This window comes from Microcystis sp. M165S2 (assembly GCF_020245885.1).
Lineage (GTDB): Bacteria > Cyanobacteriota > Cyanobacteriia > Cyanobacteriales > Microcystaceae > Microcystis.
The window spans coordinates 1-17,638 of sequence record NZ_JADBTZ010000077.1 but is presented as its reverse complement, the minus strand read 5'-3'; the positions used below and the strand labels follow the sequence as shown (position 1 = coordinate 17,638).

At 42.5% G+C, this 17,638-nt stretch carries 18 protein-coding genes; 9 read left to right on the top strand and 9 right to left on the bottom strand.

The features are described from left to right. Positions 1–314: 314 nt before the first annotated feature. The 3 genes from petG to IM479_RS04380 all read right to left on the bottom strand — a co-directional run bounded on the left by petG (position 315) and on the right by IM479_RS04380 (position 2,398). On the bottom strand, positions 315–431 hold the full coding sequence (petG, locus tag IM479_RS04390; protein WP_286825887.1) for a cytochrome b6-f complex subunit V: 117 nt from the start codon (positions 429–431) through the stop codon (positions 315–317). A 256-nt stretch (positions 432–687) separates the two neighbouring features. Then, on the bottom strand, positions 688–1,173 hold the full coding sequence (locus tag IM479_RS04385; protein ID WP_286825888.1) for a hypothetical protein: 486 nt from the start codon (positions 1,171–1,173) through the stop codon (positions 688–690). An 88-nt stretch (positions 1,174–1,261) separates the two neighbouring features. Next, entirely contained in the window at positions 1,262–2,398 is a 1,137-nt protein-coding gene (locus IM479_RS04380; protein ID WP_287685168.1) for a metallophosphoesterase family protein, read from the bottom strand. Positions 2,399–2,464: 66 nt separating this feature from the next. Here IM479_RS04380 and trmB point away from each other — a divergent pair, with 66 nt between their 5' ends. The 3 genes from trmB to IM479_RS04365 are packed head-to-tail and all read left to right on the top strand — an operon-like array spanning position 2,465 to position 4,563. Continuing rightward, the gene (gene trmB, locus IM479_RS04375; RefSeq protein WP_286825890.1) at positions 2,465–3,100 is read left to right on the top strand and encodes a tRNA (guanosine(46)-N7)-methyltransferase TrmB; all 636 of its coding nucleotides are present in this window, start codon (positions 2,465–2,467) and stop codon (positions 3,098–3,100) included. 34 nt (positions 3,101–3,134) lie between these two features. Continuing rightward, positions 3,135–3,743 carry a hypothetical protein gene (locus IM479_RS04370; RefSeq protein WP_287699255.1) on the top strand — a complete coding sequence of 203 codons (609 nt, stop codon included), beginning with the start codon at positions 3,135–3,137 and terminating at the stop codon, positions 3,741–3,743. 19 nt (positions 3,744–3,762) lie between these two features. Next, complete coding sequence (locus IM479_RS04365) at positions 3,763–4,563, top strand: tetratricopeptide repeat protein (RefSeq protein WP_287685166.1); 801 nt, start codon at positions 3,763–3,765, stop codon at positions 4,561–4,563. 227 nt (positions 4,564–4,790) lie between these two features. Here the strand turns inward: IM479_RS04365 and glgA are convergent, their stop codons facing one another. Continuing rightward, positions 4,791–6,269 carry a glycogen synthase GlgA gene (glgA, locus tag IM479_RS04360; RefSeq protein ID WP_287077854.1) on the bottom strand — a complete coding sequence of 493 codons (1,479 nt, stop codon included), beginning with the start codon at positions 6,267–6,269 and terminating at the stop codon, positions 4,791–4,793. 316 nt (positions 6,270–6,585) lie between these two features. Then, positions 6,586–8,010 carry a D-alanyl-D-alanine carboxypeptidase/D-alanyl-D-alanine endopeptidase gene (gene dacB, locus IM479_RS04355; RefSeq protein WP_287685165.1) on the bottom strand — a complete coding sequence of 475 codons (1,425 nt, stop codon included), beginning with the start codon at positions 8,008–8,010 and terminating at the stop codon, positions 6,586–6,588. Between the two features lie 174 nt (positions 8,011–8,184). Between dacB and gorA the strand changes: the two genes are divergently transcribed. After that, positions 8,185–9,537, top strand: coding sequence for a glutathione-disulfide reductase (gorA, locus tag IM479_RS04350; protein ID WP_286825895.1), 1,353 nt, complete (start codon positions 8,185–8,187; stop codon positions 9,535–9,537). 311 nt (positions 9,538–9,848) lie between these two features. Here gorA and IM479_RS04345 read toward each other — a convergent pair whose 3' ends face one another. Then, entirely contained in the window at positions 9,849–10,634 is a 786-nt protein-coding gene (locus IM479_RS04345) for a slipin family protein (protein ID WP_287078861.1), read from the bottom strand. Positions 10,635–10,866: 232 nt separating this feature from the next. Between IM479_RS04345 and IM479_RS04340 the strand changes: the two genes are divergently transcribed. From IM479_RS04340 to IM479_RS04330, 3 genes are all read left to right on the top strand, one after another. Next, a complete protein-coding gene (locus IM479_RS04340) occupies positions 10,867–11,352 on the top strand; it encodes an allophycocyanin subunit alpha-B (protein ID WP_012267184.1) in 486 nt (161 codons plus the stop codon). A gap of 243 nt (positions 11,353–11,595) precedes the next feature. Continuing rightward, a complete protein-coding gene (locus IM479_RS04335; RefSeq protein WP_287685164.1) occupies positions 11,596–12,108 on the top strand; it encodes a hypothetical protein in 513 nt (170 codons plus the stop codon). A gap of 24 nt (positions 12,109–12,132) precedes the next feature. After that, entirely contained in the window at positions 12,133–12,642 is a 510-nt protein-coding gene (locus tag IM479_RS04330) for a tetratricopeptide repeat protein (protein WP_286825898.1), read from the top strand. A 601-nt stretch (positions 12,643–13,243) separates the two neighbouring features. On the opposite strand, the gene corA is transcribed toward IM479_RS04330, so the two are convergent. The 3 genes from corA to IM479_RS04315 form a co-directional block, all read right to left on the bottom strand. After that, entirely contained in the window at positions 13,244–14,404 is a 1,161-nt protein-coding gene (gene corA / locus IM479_RS04325; protein WP_287685163.1) for a magnesium/cobalt transporter CorA, read from the bottom strand. A gap of 91 nt (positions 14,405–14,495) precedes the next feature. After that, complete coding sequence (locus IM479_RS04320) at positions 14,496–15,773, bottom strand: recombinase family protein (protein WP_287685162.1); 1,278 nt, start codon at positions 15,771–15,773, stop codon at positions 14,496–14,498. 454 nt (positions 15,774–16,227) lie between these two features. After that, a complete protein-coding gene (locus IM479_RS04315) occupies positions 16,228–16,521 on the bottom strand; it encodes a hypothetical protein (protein WP_287685161.1) in 294 nt (97 codons plus the stop codon). Positions 16,522–16,767: 246 nt separating this feature from the next. Here IM479_RS04315 and IM479_RS04310 point away from each other — a divergent pair, with 246 nt between their 5' ends. Together IM479_RS04310 and IM479_RS04305 are read left to right on the top strand one after the other, a co-directional pair. Further along, complete coding sequence (locus IM479_RS04310) at positions 16,768–16,977, top strand: hypothetical protein (protein ID WP_287685160.1); 210 nt, start codon at positions 16,768–16,770, stop codon at positions 16,975–16,977. After that, complete coding sequence (locus tag IM479_RS04305) at positions 16,967–17,356, top strand: type II toxin-antitoxin system VapC family toxin (RefSeq protein WP_287078855.1); 390 nt, start codon at positions 16,967–16,969, stop codon at positions 17,354–17,356. Before IM479_RS04310 ends, IM479_RS04305 begins: the two co-directional genes overlap by 11 nt. Positions 17,357–17,638 lie beyond the last annotated feature (282 nt).

Here is a 17,638-nt window from a genome sequence, read left to right as displayed (position 1 = left end):
GGCAGAAGATTAAAGATTAGTTATTGTGACTAACTCTTTTGATTAGAAAAAGATAAACTTGAGAATCTTCGGTCAAATTTATTGACTCAAAATCCGCTGTACTTAATTTAAATGAATCAACCCTAGGATTAAGGGGGGATCGAACCTCAAATCCATTTTTAATTTAACTATAACCAGCTACTTAAGTTTTGCAGGGATGGCAACGCCGGCAGCCACAATCTGTTAAGCGGCAAATTTGTCCTGTTGAAAAATCTCCCGTCTAGTGCCTAGCTTGACGGGAGATTGTCTCAATTCGGGGGATTGGCGTGATAGATTTAGTCTAAGCCTAATTGATTGCCCCGTTTGTACTGTAAATAGGCGGCAACGAACAAACCCGCTAGGGTAATGGGAATTAAGCCTAGGGTAATCCCTAGCACTAAAGGTTCAATCACGTCTGTACTCCTTGGATTAGCAATTTTTCACCCGTATTTTATCCTAGCAGGGGTCGCCCGCGAAAGATAGGGCGATCGCACATACTTCTTAAGTGGGGTGTGGGGTGTATTTTCAGTGAACAGTGAACAGTAATCAGTAATCAGTGAACTGAAAACTCATATCTGATAACTGATTCAAGACTGTCTCCTGTCTCGGAGTCTCCCGACTCCCCAAAAGGAAAACTTCCTATCTCACCATTAAGATAACTGCTGTACTCTAGGAGCGACCGAGAAAAAATTTTCTCAATGTGCCTTTACCCCAATAGCGATCGATTTCTTGCCAGAGATTGTGGAGAAAAAAAACCACTGCTAGACAGAGAGTAACCGCAAGGATTTGAGAGAAACTTTCCCTTTGCCAAAATTTGGCCATTGCCTCCGAAATCACCCGCGTTCCCCGATAAGCTTCCAGAAAACCCTCGATCGAGCCGAGAATCAGTGCTGCTAGGGTGTAAACAAAGGTTCGATACAGAACACTAACGTAACGGGGTCGATTTTCTAACCATTCTAGCTTCAGGGCCACGTCGAGAATTGCCACGGTTTTTGCGGCAATGATCGCTCCTAAGATCGCTTTACCCAAAACGTAGGTAGTAATCGAATACTCTTCCAGAAATAATTTCATGATCAGAAGAATATAACCGAAAGCCAAGAAAAAAAACAGGGCAAGAGAACCGATTTTTTTCAATTCCTTTTTAATTGCTTCCATTGATTTTTTTTGATATTTTCTGCCAAGATAGCGGCTGCGCTGCCGGATAGTCCTATAACTATAAGCTATAGTGAATTATTTGTTGCAGCTATTCTCTCATCTCCACCAGCAAGTTTGATCGCCGATAACTTAACTGATGCTTGAAACTAATTACAGCTTGATTGTCGATAAAATGAGGATTACCGAGGGGATCGATGGCACTGAAAGCGTCAAAATAACGGCGTGCTAGGGGCGGAAAATCGCTAAAATCGAAGATTGTGTCACCTTTGGCCACATCTGCCCAAAAATTTCGTAATTTCGGCGCTAATTCCTCCGCTAGACTCACGGGAAGATTGAGGGGATGGCAGGTTAACAAACGCATCATAAAAGGATAAGAGCGATCGCCTAACCATTGCCGAGAAATAGCGGGTAAATTCTCCCATCCCGGTATATTTTGCAGATGAAAGGATTCTATGGCTAATTCTCCTGTGTTTTCGCAATATTCTAGCACCCGGTAGGGATGGGGATAACTGACGAGGGAACCGGTGGTAATTTCATAGATACCTCTAGTAAAAGCCAGATCTTGCACGTGGAGATGGCCAGTAATCAACAATTTTACGCCGTTTTCCTGTAGTATATCGAGCAGTTCTACCGCATTAGCCAACATATAGCGTTTACCTAATTCATGATTGCTTTGTCCGGGTAAATGCTCGATAACGTTATGATGGATCATCACCATCACTAGATCGTTTTTTAGCGCGGGTAAAGTCTGTTTTAACCAATGCAATTGTTCTGCATCTAAACTGCCAATTTGTTTACCTTGGTCATCAAATTGATTGGAATTAAGACCGATTAATTGCACTCCGGGTAAAATTTCTTTTTGGTAGTATATTTGTTCGGGATGGCTGTAACCAAATTGTTGATAATAAAAGGGAAAATCTGCTAAACCGATCTGGTTTTCTGTTGCGGTTAAACTCAAAACATCATGATTACCCGGCACCACATAGACGGGGAAGGGTAAAGTAGCTAAACAATCGGCTAACCAACGATGATTTTCTGGTTCACCATCTTGGGTTAAATCGCCAGCAATCAGCAGAAAATCGAGGTTAAGGGTGATGAGATGGTCTAAAACAATTTTTAAAGCAGGAATACTCACTTCCACCAGATGAAAGCGATTAGAATGGTTCAAAATGGTTGTGGGTAAAGCGATATGAGGATCGCTGAGAATGGCGAAACGGAAATTCATCGCATTAAATTGGGCTAAATATCGGTAAACTAGATCGATCGAGGAGAAATAGAGGAGAAAATATCTTTGGCTAAAGTTCGCGTTCGTCAGCACGTCAATCCCTTAAGTCATAAATATCGCCATCCGATCGCTCCCCCCGATTGGAATCAAGTTTATCAGGATATGACGCAACCTCTCCATCTTGACATTGGTTGTGCGCGGGGTAAATTTTTGTTACAAATGGCCCAAGTAGAGCCAGAAATTAATTTTTTGGGCATTGAAATTCGTCAACCTTTGGTAATTGAAGCCAATCAGGAACGGGAAAGGTTAGGATTAAGTAATCTCGCTTTTGTTTTTGGCAATATGAATGTTGCCCCAGAAATTTTACTGCAATCTTTGCCCGCAGATAAGTTATTTTGGGTGTCGATTCAATTTCCCGATCCTTGGTTTAAACAGCGTCACAGCAAGCGTCGGGTTGTGCAGCCAGAATTAGTCATAGCTTTGGCTAAGTATATGGTAGCTGGGGGCTGGGTTTTTTTACAGTCGGATGTGGAATCGATCGCCCTGGAAATGACCGAGAGATTTCAAGCACATCCCAATTTTGTTCGGCAACATCAAACCCCCTGGTTAGAGGAAAATATTTTCCCCGTACCGACGGAGAGGGAAAAGTCCACTTATAATAAGGGTCAACCGGTTTATCGCTCGCTTTTTCGAGTTCGGTAGCTTCAGCTAAAATATCTTGGCACTGTCTGAAATCATGGTTAGAAATCTCGACTCACCCCTAATACTTGAGGATAATAATCGCCCCCCTGTCTCTCAATTGCTAGAATTTCTCTTAGCAACAGAAAAAAAACAGAAAAAAACTAAAGAAAATCTTACTTTTGAGGCTTTGGTCGGTACTTGGCGATTATACTTTATCACAGGAACTCAAAAAGCGAAAAAGAGAGCGGGAATTGTTTTGGGTAAGGGACGCTATCTACCGTCCTGGTTAAAAATTACCATCTCTTACCAAAGAAATGAGAGTTTAGAACCGGGAGAATTTATCTCTGGAACCGTCAGCAATCACATAGTTTTAGGAGCAGTAAAACTATCTGTAAGCGGTCCGGTTAAGTTTTTTCCTAAAACCCGTCTTCTCGCCTTTGATTTTACCCGGCTCAACCTAACCCTATTTAATCGCTCTCTCTATTCAGGTTTTATTAGAAATGGGCAGGCAAGTGAAGCGAATTTTTATCAGGAAAGTATCAAAAAACAGGCATTTTTTGCCTATTTTCTGATCACAGAAACAATGATGGCAGCCCGGGGACGAGGGGGAGGATTAGCCCTTTGGGTAAAAGAGATAAGTGAGACAAAACTAGCTGAAAAATAAGTTATTAGAGGAGAAATAGATGGGATATTCTATCGAGGTAGATGGGACACATTTTGACAGTGAAGTGATTGAGAAATCCTATCTAAATACAGTGATTTTAGACTTTTATGCTCTGTGGTGTGGACCCTGTAAATTGGTAAAACCAATGCTAGAAAAACTGGCAAGCGAATATAATTTTATCCTTGCCAAAATAGATATAGATAAAAATCCCGAATTAGCCGAACAATACGATGTAGAAGGAGTTCCCGATGTGCGAATTGTCAGCAAGGGAGAAGTGTTACCCTGTTTTGTCGGTGCTTTGCCAGAAGAACAAATTAGAGACTTATTTTCCCGTCTCGATTTAAAATCGGAATTAGAAACAGGATTAGCAGAAATAAAAGAAGCGATCGCCCTCGATAATTTGCCCGCAGCTAAACAATTATTCGATCATCTTTTTCCTAAATATCCCAACGAACCGCGATTAGTTATTATGGCGGTAAAATTTCTCATGCGTCTAGAAAAATGGTCTGATGCTTACCGATTAATCAGTGCTATTAAAGAAGAAAATCCCGTGATCAAAGGTTGGAAAACTCTCCTAGAATTTCAACAGTTAAAACCAGAAAATAATCCCCTCGATCCGATATTTTTTACTGGGATTAATTCCGCATTAAAAGAAGATTATGCCGCCGCTTTAGAGCAACTGATCGGTCTGGTGGGAAAAAGTAGAAAATATCGTCAGGATGGGGCAAGAAAAGCCATATTAGCTATATTTCAGATTTTGGGAGTTAGTCATCCCCTCACCCAAGAATACCAAGCAAAGTTAACATTTCTGCTCTACTAGGTAGGGTTTGCGGCAAAAAGTTTGTTGGTGGGGTTAGGAGTCGGTCATCAGGAGTCAGTCTCGATGAAAAAATTTTCACCCCCACAGATGAAAGAGGTTTCCTTCCCTACACCCCACACCCCACACCCTACACCCTCTTTCAAGTCAGGAATCGGTCAAAACTAAAGCAATTCCCCAAGAAATTGCAACAAACAACTACCAGGGAATTGCTAGAGACAAGATGGGGTTTATTTGTGGCGAATCATTTCATAAAGGGCAACGTATTCTTCGCCGGGACGATTCCAAGAGTAATCGCATTCCATGCCTTGAATCGCTAATTTTTGGAATTCTTCCGGTTGAGTGTACCACAATTCTAATGCCCGGGACATGGCTGATTCGAGGGCATTATTATCGGGATCAAAAAAGACAAAACCATTGCGTTCTTCGGGTTTGTGATAGGTATCATAATCGCGATCAAAAACCGTATTAACTAAACCACCAACTCCCCGGACGATGGGAACGGTTCCGTATTTTAAGCTGATTACTTGTGTCAGTCCGCAGGGTTCAAAATTACTGGGAACCACAATCATATCGGCCCCCGCATAAATGAGGTGAGATAATTCCTCATTAAAGCCCAATTCAATATGAACATCAGGGTTATTATTTAGGTGATTTTTCTCGTGCCAGAACCAGTTATTAATTAACGATTCGGTGGCGGAACCTAAGAGGACAAATTGCGCCCCGCGAGCTAAGGCATAATACATGGCATGGTGAACTAAATGTACGCCTTTTTGGTCATCTAAACGACCGACATAACAAATTAAGGGTTTTTCTGGTGCATCTCTTAACCAGAGTCTTTCTCGCAGTGCCTTCTTATTGCGTGCCTTCTCGGAGAAGCTATCAACACCGTAGGGTGCAGCAATAAATTTATCCACCTCTGGGTTCCAGATATTGTAATCTAAACCGTTGAGAATGCCGGTAAATTTCTGTTGATGCTGGTGAATTGTATGACCTAAACCGTAACTAACCTCGGTGTGGTGTGCTTCCCAAGCATGGTGGGGTGAGACGGTATTGAAATAGTTGGAAAAGACGATACCACCTTTCATAAAATTAATCACAAAAGGATTGAAGTTATCGCGCATTCGGGCATAGCTAAAGTAGTAAGTATCGTTATTTAATCCTGTTGCCCTGAGAATTTCCGCACCAGCAAATCCTTGATGTTTAAAGTTATGGATGGTGTAGAGAACGCGCTGATTGCCCATACCATGATATTTATAAATTTCAAAAAGTAATGGCGGAATTAAACCGGTTTGCCAGTCGTGACAATGAATTATATCGGGACGTTTATTACTTCTGAGCAAAAATTCTAAAGCGGCTTTGCAGAAGAAGGCAAAACGCATATTATCGTCCTTACAACCGTAGTAAGTACCGCGATTAAAGAAATTATCGCCCGAATTGGGTTGAATAAAGAAACACAAGCGCCCGTGTACCCAACCACAAAAAACGTTACAGTGAATTGCCCCACCGTACCAAGGTACCCACAGGTCGCGATAAGCCTCGTGTAAGCCCCAAATTTGGTCGTAGCGCATACAATCATACATGGGTAGGATTAGCTCCACGCAATGACCGCGAATTTCTAATTCTCGACTCAATCCATATACCACATCCCCCAATCCCCCAGCTTTAATCACTGGAGCGCACTCAGAGGCAATCTGAACTATATACATATATCAATAACTCCGTCGATTAATCTACAGGTCAGCTAGAAGCAATTTTTACAAAAGTATACAGTCTTCTGTGATTAAATGACTCGATCGATCGAATTAGTTGGGTGTTGGGGAAGTGGGAATTATGAATTATGAATTATGAATTGGGGAGTGGGGTGTTGGGATGTTGGGATGTTGGGGTGTTGGGGTAGTGGGGTGTTGGGGTGTTGGGGTAGTGGGGGAATTTAGCTGAAATTTCCCTATCTCCCTATCTCCCTATCTCCCTAAATCCCTATCTCCCCATCTCCCCATCTCCTGTCTCGGAGTCTCCTGAAGATTAACAGCGTTTTAACTGTCCTAGGAGCAAAATCACCTCATCAATGCCGTTTCTGAGGGTGGTGGCGGGTTGATCGCTGTTATTTACGGTTATGCTAAAGATTAGGGGTTGATTGTCGGCGGTTTCTAGATAACCCGCGAGGGCGATAACTCCGGTTAAAGTCCCGGTTTTTGCCTGTAATCGTCCTTCTAGGGGAGTCTGGCGAAATCTATTGGTTAAAGTGCCATCAATGCCGCCAATGGCTAAAGAACGACGATAATCAGGGTTTTCTGCCATTATTTGTAAAATTTGACCTAAAGTCTTGGGTTTAATTAGGTTTTGTCGTGATAGCCCCGAACCGTCGCCGATTTTATAACTATCGCTGTTAATTCCCAGTTTTGTTAAAGTTTCTTGCAATCCCGTCACACCGCCGAGCATTTGTAGTAGGGTTTCGGCTAGTAAATTATCGCTATTTTTATTGACTTTTTCCACCAAATATGCTAGGGGTTCTGATGCTAAATTGGTGATTTCATCGCCGAGAATCTGTGAACTAATTTCTGCGTTTTTAACAGTAATTCCCGCTTTTTCAAGGATATTACGCCAGCGAGCCAGGAAATATTCCGAGGGTTGGGGAATAGCTAAATTAAAATCATCTTGACTATCTATCGCCAGAGAACCAGTGATAATCAGGCGATTATTGGCTAAATTGCCCTTAATTGCCAGAGTATTCGGGCTTCCTTGCACTGCGGTGCTGGTTTGATTCTCAATTAGCCATTGTTTAGCGGCAATGGGATCAGACCATTGTAAATCTAAGCTTTGCCCCAATTGTCGCGGTAAAAGCTTTAAAGTGACGGAATTTTCGTTTAAAACCAAGCTAGAAGCGGGTACAGCATAGTCAAAAAAGACATCTTCCCATTCCCAGGTTTTTTGACTATCGGAGACGAGAAAAGGACTAGCAACGACAATTAAGCGAGAAATTGAGTTAATTCCCTGTGCTTTTAACTTTTCTGCTAATTTTTCTAACTTTTCTGTGGTTATGGTGGCATCTCCCCTCCCGACTAAGGTTAAAGTTTCTAAATCGGGGGGATTGCCTTGAACTAAAATGGGGGTTTTCAGACGATAATCGCGGTTAAATTTGCTAAAAGCGGCGGCAGTGGTTAATAATTTTGCGGTAGAAGCGGGAGTAAAAAAGTTATTTTCGTGGATACTATAGATATTTTGGTCAGAATTGAGGTATTTTACTAAAATTCCCCAATAAGCGCCTTGATAATCGGGTCGGGCCAAAATGCGATCGATCCTGGTGGCTAAGTCTGCGGGACAGATAAACTCGGAAGGGGGGGGATTGTCTGGACTGATGGGGGTTGCGAGGGTGACGGGATGGTTTACCCAGAGAAATAGGGAACAAGTCCCCAAGAGAAAAGATAATTTCGAGCGGCGTGTTAGCATAGAATTAAATCTTGGCCGTAGGTAAATTGACTCTAATTTAGCAGCATTAGTGACTATATTGTCCTAGTTACTCGATAGATTCAGTTAGGGATTGATCCGAGATATTCGCTCCCCTTTTTGCCCAAAAAGTTTCTTGATTCCGTTAAATTTCTATTCATTTGCGAGGATGTTTTTATGAGTTATGATTTTGATTTATTGGTGATTGGTGGTGGTTCTGGTGGTATTGCCACCGCTAGACGGGCAGCCGAATACGGGGCAAAAGTGGGATTAGCAGAATACGATCGTTTGGGAGGAACCTGTGTTAATCGCGGTTGTATTCCCAAAAAATTAATGGTTTATTCTAGTCGTTTTCCGCAACTATTTAAGGATGCGGAAGGTTACGGGTGGAGTCCGGTAGAGAGTCAGTTAAATTGGCAAAAATTAATTAGTGCGGTTAATCAGGAAACTATACGTTTGAATGGCATTTATCAAAAGATGCTCGATAATTCTCAAGTGACGATTTTTCCTAATTATGCCAAGTTTATTGATACCCATACCCTAGAGGTAGGAGACGAGAAAATTACTGCCGATAAAATTTTAATTGCCGTGGGGGGACATCCCGTTAAACCTAATATTCCGGGGATTGAACATACAGTAGTTTCTGATGCCATGTTTCAACTGCCAGAACAACCAAAAAGAATTATAGTTTTAGGGGCGGGATATATTGGGGTAGAATTTGCTGGTATTATGCACGGATTAGGGACAGAAGTGGTGCAGTTAATCCGTAAAGACAAGATTTTAAGAGGGTTTGATGAGGATATCCGCGATGAGATTCAAGCGGAAATGATCCGTCAGGGAATTAAAATTATGCCCGAAACTTTCCCCACTTCGATCGAGAAAACTGCCGAGGGGTTAAAAGTACATATTCAGGGTCAAGAAACCTCAGAAATCTTATTTGTTGATGCCCTAGGATTAGCCGCTACTGGAAGAATTCCTAAGCTGGAAAAATTGGGCTTAGAGAATGTCAATGTCGAGGTAAAAAATGGGGCAATTGTTGTCAACGAGTATAGCCAAACCAGCGAAGACAATATCTATGCCGTGGGCGATTGTACCGATAAAATTAATTTAACTCCCGTGGCCATTAATGAGGGGCGCGCTTTTGCCGATACAGTCTTCGGTAATAAACCCCGGTTAATGAGTTATGAAAATGTTCCTTCGGCAGTATTTTCTACTCCTGAAGCGGCGACGGTGGGATTAACAGAATTGCAAGCAAAAAACCTATATGGTGAGACGGGGATTAAAGTTTATCGATCTAAATTCCGCCCTGGTTACAATGTTTTACCGGCCCGAGAGGACAAAACTTTGATGAAATTAGTTGTCCATCAGGAGAGTGGTAAAATTCTTGGCGCGCACATGGTAGGAGATCACGCCGCCGAAATTATTCAAGGAGTAGCCATTGCCGTAAAAATGGGGGCGACAAAAGCCGATTTTGATGCCACTGTCGGCATTCACCCCAGTGCCGCCGAGGAATTCGTCACCATGCGTTAATTAACAATTTTAGGTGTGTTAGGTTGGGTGCATCTCACACTTGCAGAAATACCGACAATCAGCAATTATCAGTGACTCTTAGATTATTACAGATATATCAGCAGCTGCCTGTAAGCATCCCACCGAAAAACTAATGCGCTCCAGGGTTTGGGGGGTAGAACCCCCCAAAAGCTTGGGTTGAGTGATAAAATCAGAAGTAACGCCCGATTTTAGCAGAGAGTTTCCCATTAAAAATCCCAACTTGGTAGATTGACAAAAATGAGATGCAGCCGTTAGGTTTGTCTAACACACCCAATCTTTATTATTAAAAATTAACCTTTTTGGCTATTGACAATTGAGCCATTTTGTGCTACTTTTTCGGCTAATTTTTGAGCAAGATTTAAGATATCGGAGGGGAGCATAATCACAGTACTGGTGTTATTTTCCGCGCCAATTTCCGTTAACATTTGTAGGCGGCGTAATTCCAAAGCGGCGGGATTTTCCATGATTAATCGGGAAGCTTCGGCTAATTTTAGCGAAGCTTCCTGTTCTGCGGCAGCTTTAATCAAACGGGCGCGTTTTTCTCGCAATGCTTCCGCTTCCTTGGCCATAGCTCGCTGCATAGCGGTGGGAATTTCCACATCTTTCATCTCCACCCGTTCGATATCAATGCCCCAGGGTTCGCTAATTTCATCGACAATTTGTTGGACTGCTTGATTAATTTTGTCTCGTTTTTGCAAGACATCATCGAGATGATTTTGACCAACTACATTTCTTAAAGTGGTCATGGCCGCTTGATAAACGGCCGTGGGGTAGGATTCGACTTTATTAATCGCTTTGTTGGGGTCGATAATGCGATAGTAGAGAACCGCATTAACCTTAATTGTGACATTATCGGCGGTGACAGTTTCTTGCGGGGCAATATCGACGGTTTTGGTGCGAATATCCACCCGCATTTTTTGGTCAACTAGGGGAATGATCCAGTACAGTCCGGGGCCTTTGGTGTCTTGATAACGCCCTAGGCGAAAGATAACACCACGCTGGTATTCTCGATCGATTTTAAAGCCATTTAATCCCAGAATGCCCGCTATCAACAAGAAGGGTGCTAAAAATTCCATATTAATTACCAGTTATCGGGTTCAAGTTAATCAGTGTGCGGTGACATCTCAATTGCAATCTCCTCACTGCTGACCACTAATACATTCATTCTAGAGAGTAACCGGGCTGTCGGGGAAACTCATAACGAAATATTACAATTTTTAGGAATTGCCCAACCAGCAGCGATGACTCGACTTCCAGACCCCGACCTGAGATAAACTACAGAATGTTATCAGAATTTACCTTGATATTATGAGCGTAGTTAGCCAAGTCATCCTCAAAGCCGACGACGAACTTCGTTATCCTAGTAGTGGTGAACTACAGGGTATCGGGCAATTTTTAAAAACCGGTGAGCAGAGAATTCGCATTGCCGAAACTCTCGCTGACAATGAGAAAAAAATCGTCGATCAGGCTCAAAAACAACTGTTCAAGAAACGTCCCGATTATAGAGCGCCGGGGGGTAATGCCTACGGTCAGCGTCAATATAATCAATGCTTGCGCGATTATGGTTGGTATCTGCGTCTAGTTACCTATGGGGTATTAGCCGGAGATAAGGGACCGATCGAACAAACCGGTCTGATCGGGGTCAAAGAGATGTATAACTCTCTTAATGTTCCCGTCCCCGGCATGGTGGAGGCGATTCGTTGTCTCAAAGAGGCCGCTTTAGGTCTTTTGACTCAAGAAGATGCCGTGGCAGCAGCCCCCTACTTCGACTTTATCATCCAGTATATGTCCTAAGCGATCGGGACAGTCCCAGAGGCCTGAAGTCTGAAAAGGAGCAATTTTCGTCTCTTTCAGGGTTCAGGCTTGACTTTTTTCAGTGATCAGTAATCAGTAATCAGTAATCAGTGAAAAGACAGTAGGAAACTGCCATTTGATGAGGCTCACTTAATACATACTGCTCACTTAATACTCAAAACTCAAAACTCAAAACTCACAACTTAAAACTCAAAACTGATAACCGATAACTGATAACTGATTATGTTTTGGCGCATTATACTACTGACTTTTCTGATTCCATCGGTCTATGGGGTGTTTGGCTGGTCGATCGCCCATGAGCGTTTATCATGGAGTGATTGGTTACTTGTCCGCGGTGATGAGATGAATTGGACTCTCACGAGCGAATGGCTAGAAATCATCATCTATATCCTAGCGGTAGGGGTTATCCTCTCAATTGCCCTAGGATTAACTCTGTTTAGTCACTTAATGCCGGTATTTTTCCGCAGTTGGTTTAAAAACGATATTAGCGCTGTATTATCAATTCTCGGCTGGTCTTTGGCGGTAGTCTTTATCTTCCACAAGTGGGCGGTATTTAGTCGAGTTTTAATCCTGTTAGCTGCTGCTATCCTTGGTCGTCTAGAAATTCAGGAAGCAGGTTACAATAGGTGGCAAGTTTTCCTGATGCTCACCATCCTCTGCTTAGGTAGTTTTGGCTTGGGAATTTGGGCTTATAATCTTTGGGGTCACGAATTTCATCGAGTTACTACCAATTAATCTTATCTCTAATCTTTAAAAAGTATGCCAAAAAAAAATAACGATACGCTCAAACGAGTCTTAATTGTTTCCTCTGGTTTAGTATTTCTGGCTTTAATGGTGGTGCCAACTTTAGGTTTATGGAAAAATAATAATTCTAATTCCCCCCAAGGCAATCAACCTGGGCAAGAGGCAACTATTCCTCCCGAAAAATTAGCAGAAATGGTCAAAGGTTACGAGAAAATTCTCGAACGCGAACCGGATAACCCCACTGCTTTGCAAGGACTGGCCCAAGCTCGCTTACAGTTAAAAGATTTTATCGGAGCCAGAGAACCTTTAGAAAAGTTATATCAAAAATATCCCGACAATCTGGAAGTTATGCTAGTTCTTTATGGAACAAGATTACAAACTCAAGATGTTTCTGGAGCTAAAAGTATCCTAGAAAAATTAGTCAAAAATTATCCCCAAGAACCGAAGTTTAAAGAAGAATTAACTCGCTTAAATCAAGCGATTGCGGCAGCTTCCAAACAGCAACCCCCAGAACCTAAAAAGTAATGAAAAAAGAATTAATTATTGAAGCTGGGCGAAGTGAAAGACAATATCGAGAATTTTTTATCTCTTGACTTGTTGCGATTATCGACATTGCTTGGGCATTACTGCGGCCCTGCTTCGGTAAATTAGCCCCTTTACCTAGGGTTTGCTGAATAAATCTAAAAACCTTGTTGGGTAAAACCCCACACCCCACACCCCACACCCCACACCCCACACCCTGCCCCCAGGAAAAGCTTTTTCAGCAAACCCTAGATAAGAACTTTTTTAGGAATTATGATCGGCCTATAATAATAACTGTAGTCACCCCTATCCTTTAGCGATAATTCTTGGTTTAGGGTTGATGTCCTTCAGCGCAAGCGAGATTGGTTATGAAAATTAGCGAACTAGAAAACTACTTGGCTCAGGTTAAGTCAGAGATTGGTGACATCGATATCGTCTATCAATGTCACAGCCAGCACTATAGTTGGTTGGACAAAATGAGAAGCCATCAACTGAAAGTGTTAAAAAATACCGTAGACACTAAACTATTAATTTCTCTGCAATAGCCATTTTCTCTTGCTAGATGCCGGCAAGGTAATCCGGTCTGTCTAATCTGCTTAACAGTTTATCTTTTCTTCACTGTCGATAGGTTCTTAAACCAGCCGCGTCGCCAAAAGAAAATGATTAAACTGAAAGCAACGGTTAGCATCAACACCCAGACGAACACATAGCCCCAATACCATTCTAATTCGGGCATATTATAGGGTGATTTATCAGGATTAAAGTTCATGCCATAAATACCGACAATGAAGGTGAGCGGGATAAAAATCGTCGAGATTACCGTTAAAGTTTTCATAATCTCGTTCATTTTATTACTCACGGAAGACAGGTAAAAATCCATTAAACCATTGGCAAATTCCCGGTAATTTTCGATAACATCGAGGATTTGTACTACATGGTCATAACAGTCTCGTAGATAGGGTTTAATCGTTGTATCGATGACAATATACTCATCCCGTAAAAGCGCATTGAGGGTGTCCCTTTGCGGCCAAATTGCTCGTCGCAGGGAGAGTAATTCCTGACGTAGTTGGTAAATTTTTGATAAAGTCTGTTCCGTGGGACTAGCTAAAATTTCGTTTTCTAACTCCTCGATTCTTTCTCCGTAGGACTCTAAAACAGGAAAATAACCGTCAATAATTGCATCCCAAATCGAGTAGGCTAAATAACCCGATTTTTGCTGCCGGATGGAACCTTTATTCAAACGGATTCTTTCCCTAACTCCCTCTAAAGAATCGTATTGTCCTTCTTCCTGCACGGTTAAAATATAATTCTTCCCGACTATTAAACTGATTTGTTCTAACAAAAAACCCTGATGATCGATCAGGATGGCCATTGGCACTATAATTAAAATATAATTATCGCATTCTTCCACTTTTGGTCTTTGGGGAATACTGACTATATCCTCAAGGGTTAAGGGATGTAAATGAAAAATTTCCCCCAACTCTTGCAGTTTATCTTCATTACCCAAACCGACGATATCGATCCAAGAGATGGAATCATTGGATAAATATTTAAGACAGTCTTGAGGTAAGAGATTATTAACTATAGTGGCTTGTTGAGAATTATAATTAATTAAAAATATCTCGGTAGTAACGGCATTTTCATCGATGGTGATTAACCCCGGCATCGTCCCGGGTTGGTTATAGTGGTAATCGTAAAGGTGGGGTTTTGTCTGGGAGGATTTTCGCCCTTTTTTATACCTAGTTAATCTTTTGTTATTGCTCATAGTTGAGATCGATCGCTGTTTGCCTTTTTCTTAGCATTGATCGCTCAAACATTCCTCAATTTTTAGCTAACTTTAAGATTGTCCAAGATTGTTAAAAAACGAATATTAAACGTAAATGCCAATTATTAGCCGTTTCCCTCTCGATTTCGATGTGACGGATAAACTCGCGAAAATAAAAACGGCGCTCGATTTCCGATAAATCTCGCCAAAATTGCGGAAAAGCAACGGCACGAGCGATAATAGTCAGGTTATCGGGGGGTAATTGGTCTAAACGTCCTTGAATCTGCGCGATCTCGTTTTTCAGTTTATAGGCCCGTAGATTAGCCGTTTCTTGATCTAAAACTCCGGCCGCTTCTAGGGAGGGCAATTGCGACAAAATATCGTTTTTTTGCCCTATTTCCTCGCTCATTCCCCGTTTGATCCCCTCTAAATCCGGTAAAGATATCTGAGCGATCGTCGGTGGTAGGTCTTGACAAATGCGCTCGATTGTGCTATCAAGAATTTTCTCATAAGCGATCGCCGAACATTTTTTTGTCCGGGGACATTGCAAAGGTCGCAAATAGAGGTATTCTGTGCCTTTTCCTCGCGCCGTCACTTTGGTAATCGTCATCCCCGATTGACATTGACTACAGAGGACTAAACCCGCTAAGGAACGCGGGGCGCTGGCACTGCGGGGGGGTAATTTGCGATTATTTCTCAGGATGCGATCGATCTGGGCCGCTTCTTCCCGGGAGATAATCGGGGTGTGGGTATCGGGGATAATATCTTGACCGAGATAGCACAAATCGCCGCGATAAACGGGATTATTCAGCCATTTATGGGCAGTGGCTACCGATATCTTTTTGCCGTAGCGTTTTTCTAGATAGCGCACCGTGGAACGCAGGGAAGCGGAAATCAAAAAGCGATCAAAAAAGTCTTTGACTACTGGTGCGGTACTGCGATCAAGTATATAACGCTCCTTGCCACGACGATAACCGTAGGGGGCTTTTCCGGGGGGAGGCAAAGCTTGCAGACGATTGTGAGCGTGACCTGCTTTTAAACGGTTACTTAGTTCGTTTTTTGCGATTTCTTGCAGAATCTTGGCAAAATTAAGCTTATAATCCGGGTCTTCTAGGGCAATTATATCTATGTCGAGGGCTTCTAAGGATTGTAAAATTTTGCTAACTTCTGTGCCATTGTCTCCCAATTCTGCTAGACGACGCAGGATCAGCAGTCGGGGGGGAGTCCCTTGACAATCGCGGAGCAGTTGCTGTCGTTGTGAGCGATCGCCAAAATCCTGATACACTTGTTCGGGAGAATAGACCCAAATCGAGGCATCGGGGGGACTATCGAGCAGGGGATTGGTATAGGTGTAGGCGATAATTTTCATGTTTTGCCGAAATCCTCCTATAGATAAGCTGTAGTGCCTTTAAACCGGGTCTTGAAAAGTTTAGTACAAATGCTCAAACTTCCTCGACCCGCTCCCAACTCCGGCGCTCATAGACAGTCTTAACCAGTAATTTAGATAGGGTTTGCTGAAAAAGTTTTTCGGTGGGGGTTGGGGGTTGGGTGTTAGGGGTTGGGGGTTGGGGGTTGGGGGTTGGGGTGTAGGGTTTTACCACCTGAATTTTCCCCCTGATCACTCCCATGCCTGGTACTTGTTGATTTCCAAAAGGTCTAAAAGTCTTACCTAACAAGGTTTTAAGATTTATTCGGCAAACCCTAGATAGTCAACAGCTTACCTGCGGGCGAATGGAAAAGGAATTTCTGCCCATCTCCCTAACCCCCGCCAGCTGGCGATCGTTCCGCTACACTTGGCAATTTCTGGGCCGGGCGCGATTCGTCTAGGGAGAGGGTAAAGAGCGAAGGAAAACCGTGAGTATGGCGGTAATAATCGCGACGGTTACGGGGATAATCAGCGATTTCGCCCCTTTTAAATCGGATATATCCCTAACTAGCCCCGATTGTTCGTTTTCTAGCCTTTCTAACCGCTTATCCATTCCCTCGACTTTCTCGATTAATTTTGCCTGTCCTACCTCTAGTTTTGTCTGGCGATCATCGATTTGATCGATCTTTCCCTCGATCCGCGTCAGGATGGCTTCTAGGGAATAGGTGACGGTTTCTCCCGATTGACTCATAAACTAAATTCCTTGTTGCGGGGGATACTTCGCATTCTATCACTCCCGAAAGATGGCAGAATTACCAATCCAGAGGCAACGGCAACGATTATCAGCCTACAATATTACTAGGCGATCGAATAATCTCCGAAATTCAGATGAGTCAATTAAAATCTATTTCTGGGAAAAAGTTCGCCAAAATTTGAGAACGTCATTGAGAATTCAAGGTAGCCATTACATTTACTGTATTACTCGTTCAGACTGTCTATGAACCATCGTCAACAATTAATTCAAGAACTCGAACAAGCACCTGATGATCTAATAGAAACCGTGTTAGATTTTTTACATCGAGTTCAGGCAACAGGCAACAGTCATCCTCTAGCCAATTTTTCAGGCATTTTAAGCGATTCAGAGGCCAAAGAACTACAACAAGCCATTAAAACAGAATGTCGTCAGGTAGATGTCAATGAGTGGTGAAATTGCCTTAGATACTTCTGCGGCAATTCGTTTTTTAAATGGAGACGTAGGGGTTACTAAAAGAGTGCTGGTACTACCAGAAATCATTTTACCAATGGTTGTGGTGGGAGAGTTACTATTTGGTGCGGAAAATTCCACGCGCCCCTTACAAAATTTACCTCGTTATTTGGATTTTATAGAAGCCTGTAAGGTTTTACCATTGGGGAAAGAAACCGCCTCGGTTTATGCTCAAACTCGGTTAGCTTTGAAGCGTAAAGGACGACCCATACCCATGAATGATCTATGGATTGCTGCTCAATGTATAGAAAATAATTGGGTATTGGTGACAGATGATACTGATTTTAATTATGTAGATGGACTGATTTTAGAACGTTGGTAAAGAGTGTATCACCTACAAGAATAGCGTACAATACCACTAGGCGATCGAATAATCTCCGAAATTCAGATGAGTCAATCCCCCGTCACCGATTCCCTAGAAACTGTTCTAACAAGAATCGAAGGCAAGTTAGACTCTTTACCAAAATTTTGGGTTAAAGCCCCGTCCTTTTAGGACGGCTTGATGTTAAAATAAAATTGGTTTGAATCCCCTGAGTGGGCGGTAGTGAATGGCTCGATTGAGTTGAACCCTTGAACTCGAAAGTCTGCATAAGAGACAAAAAGG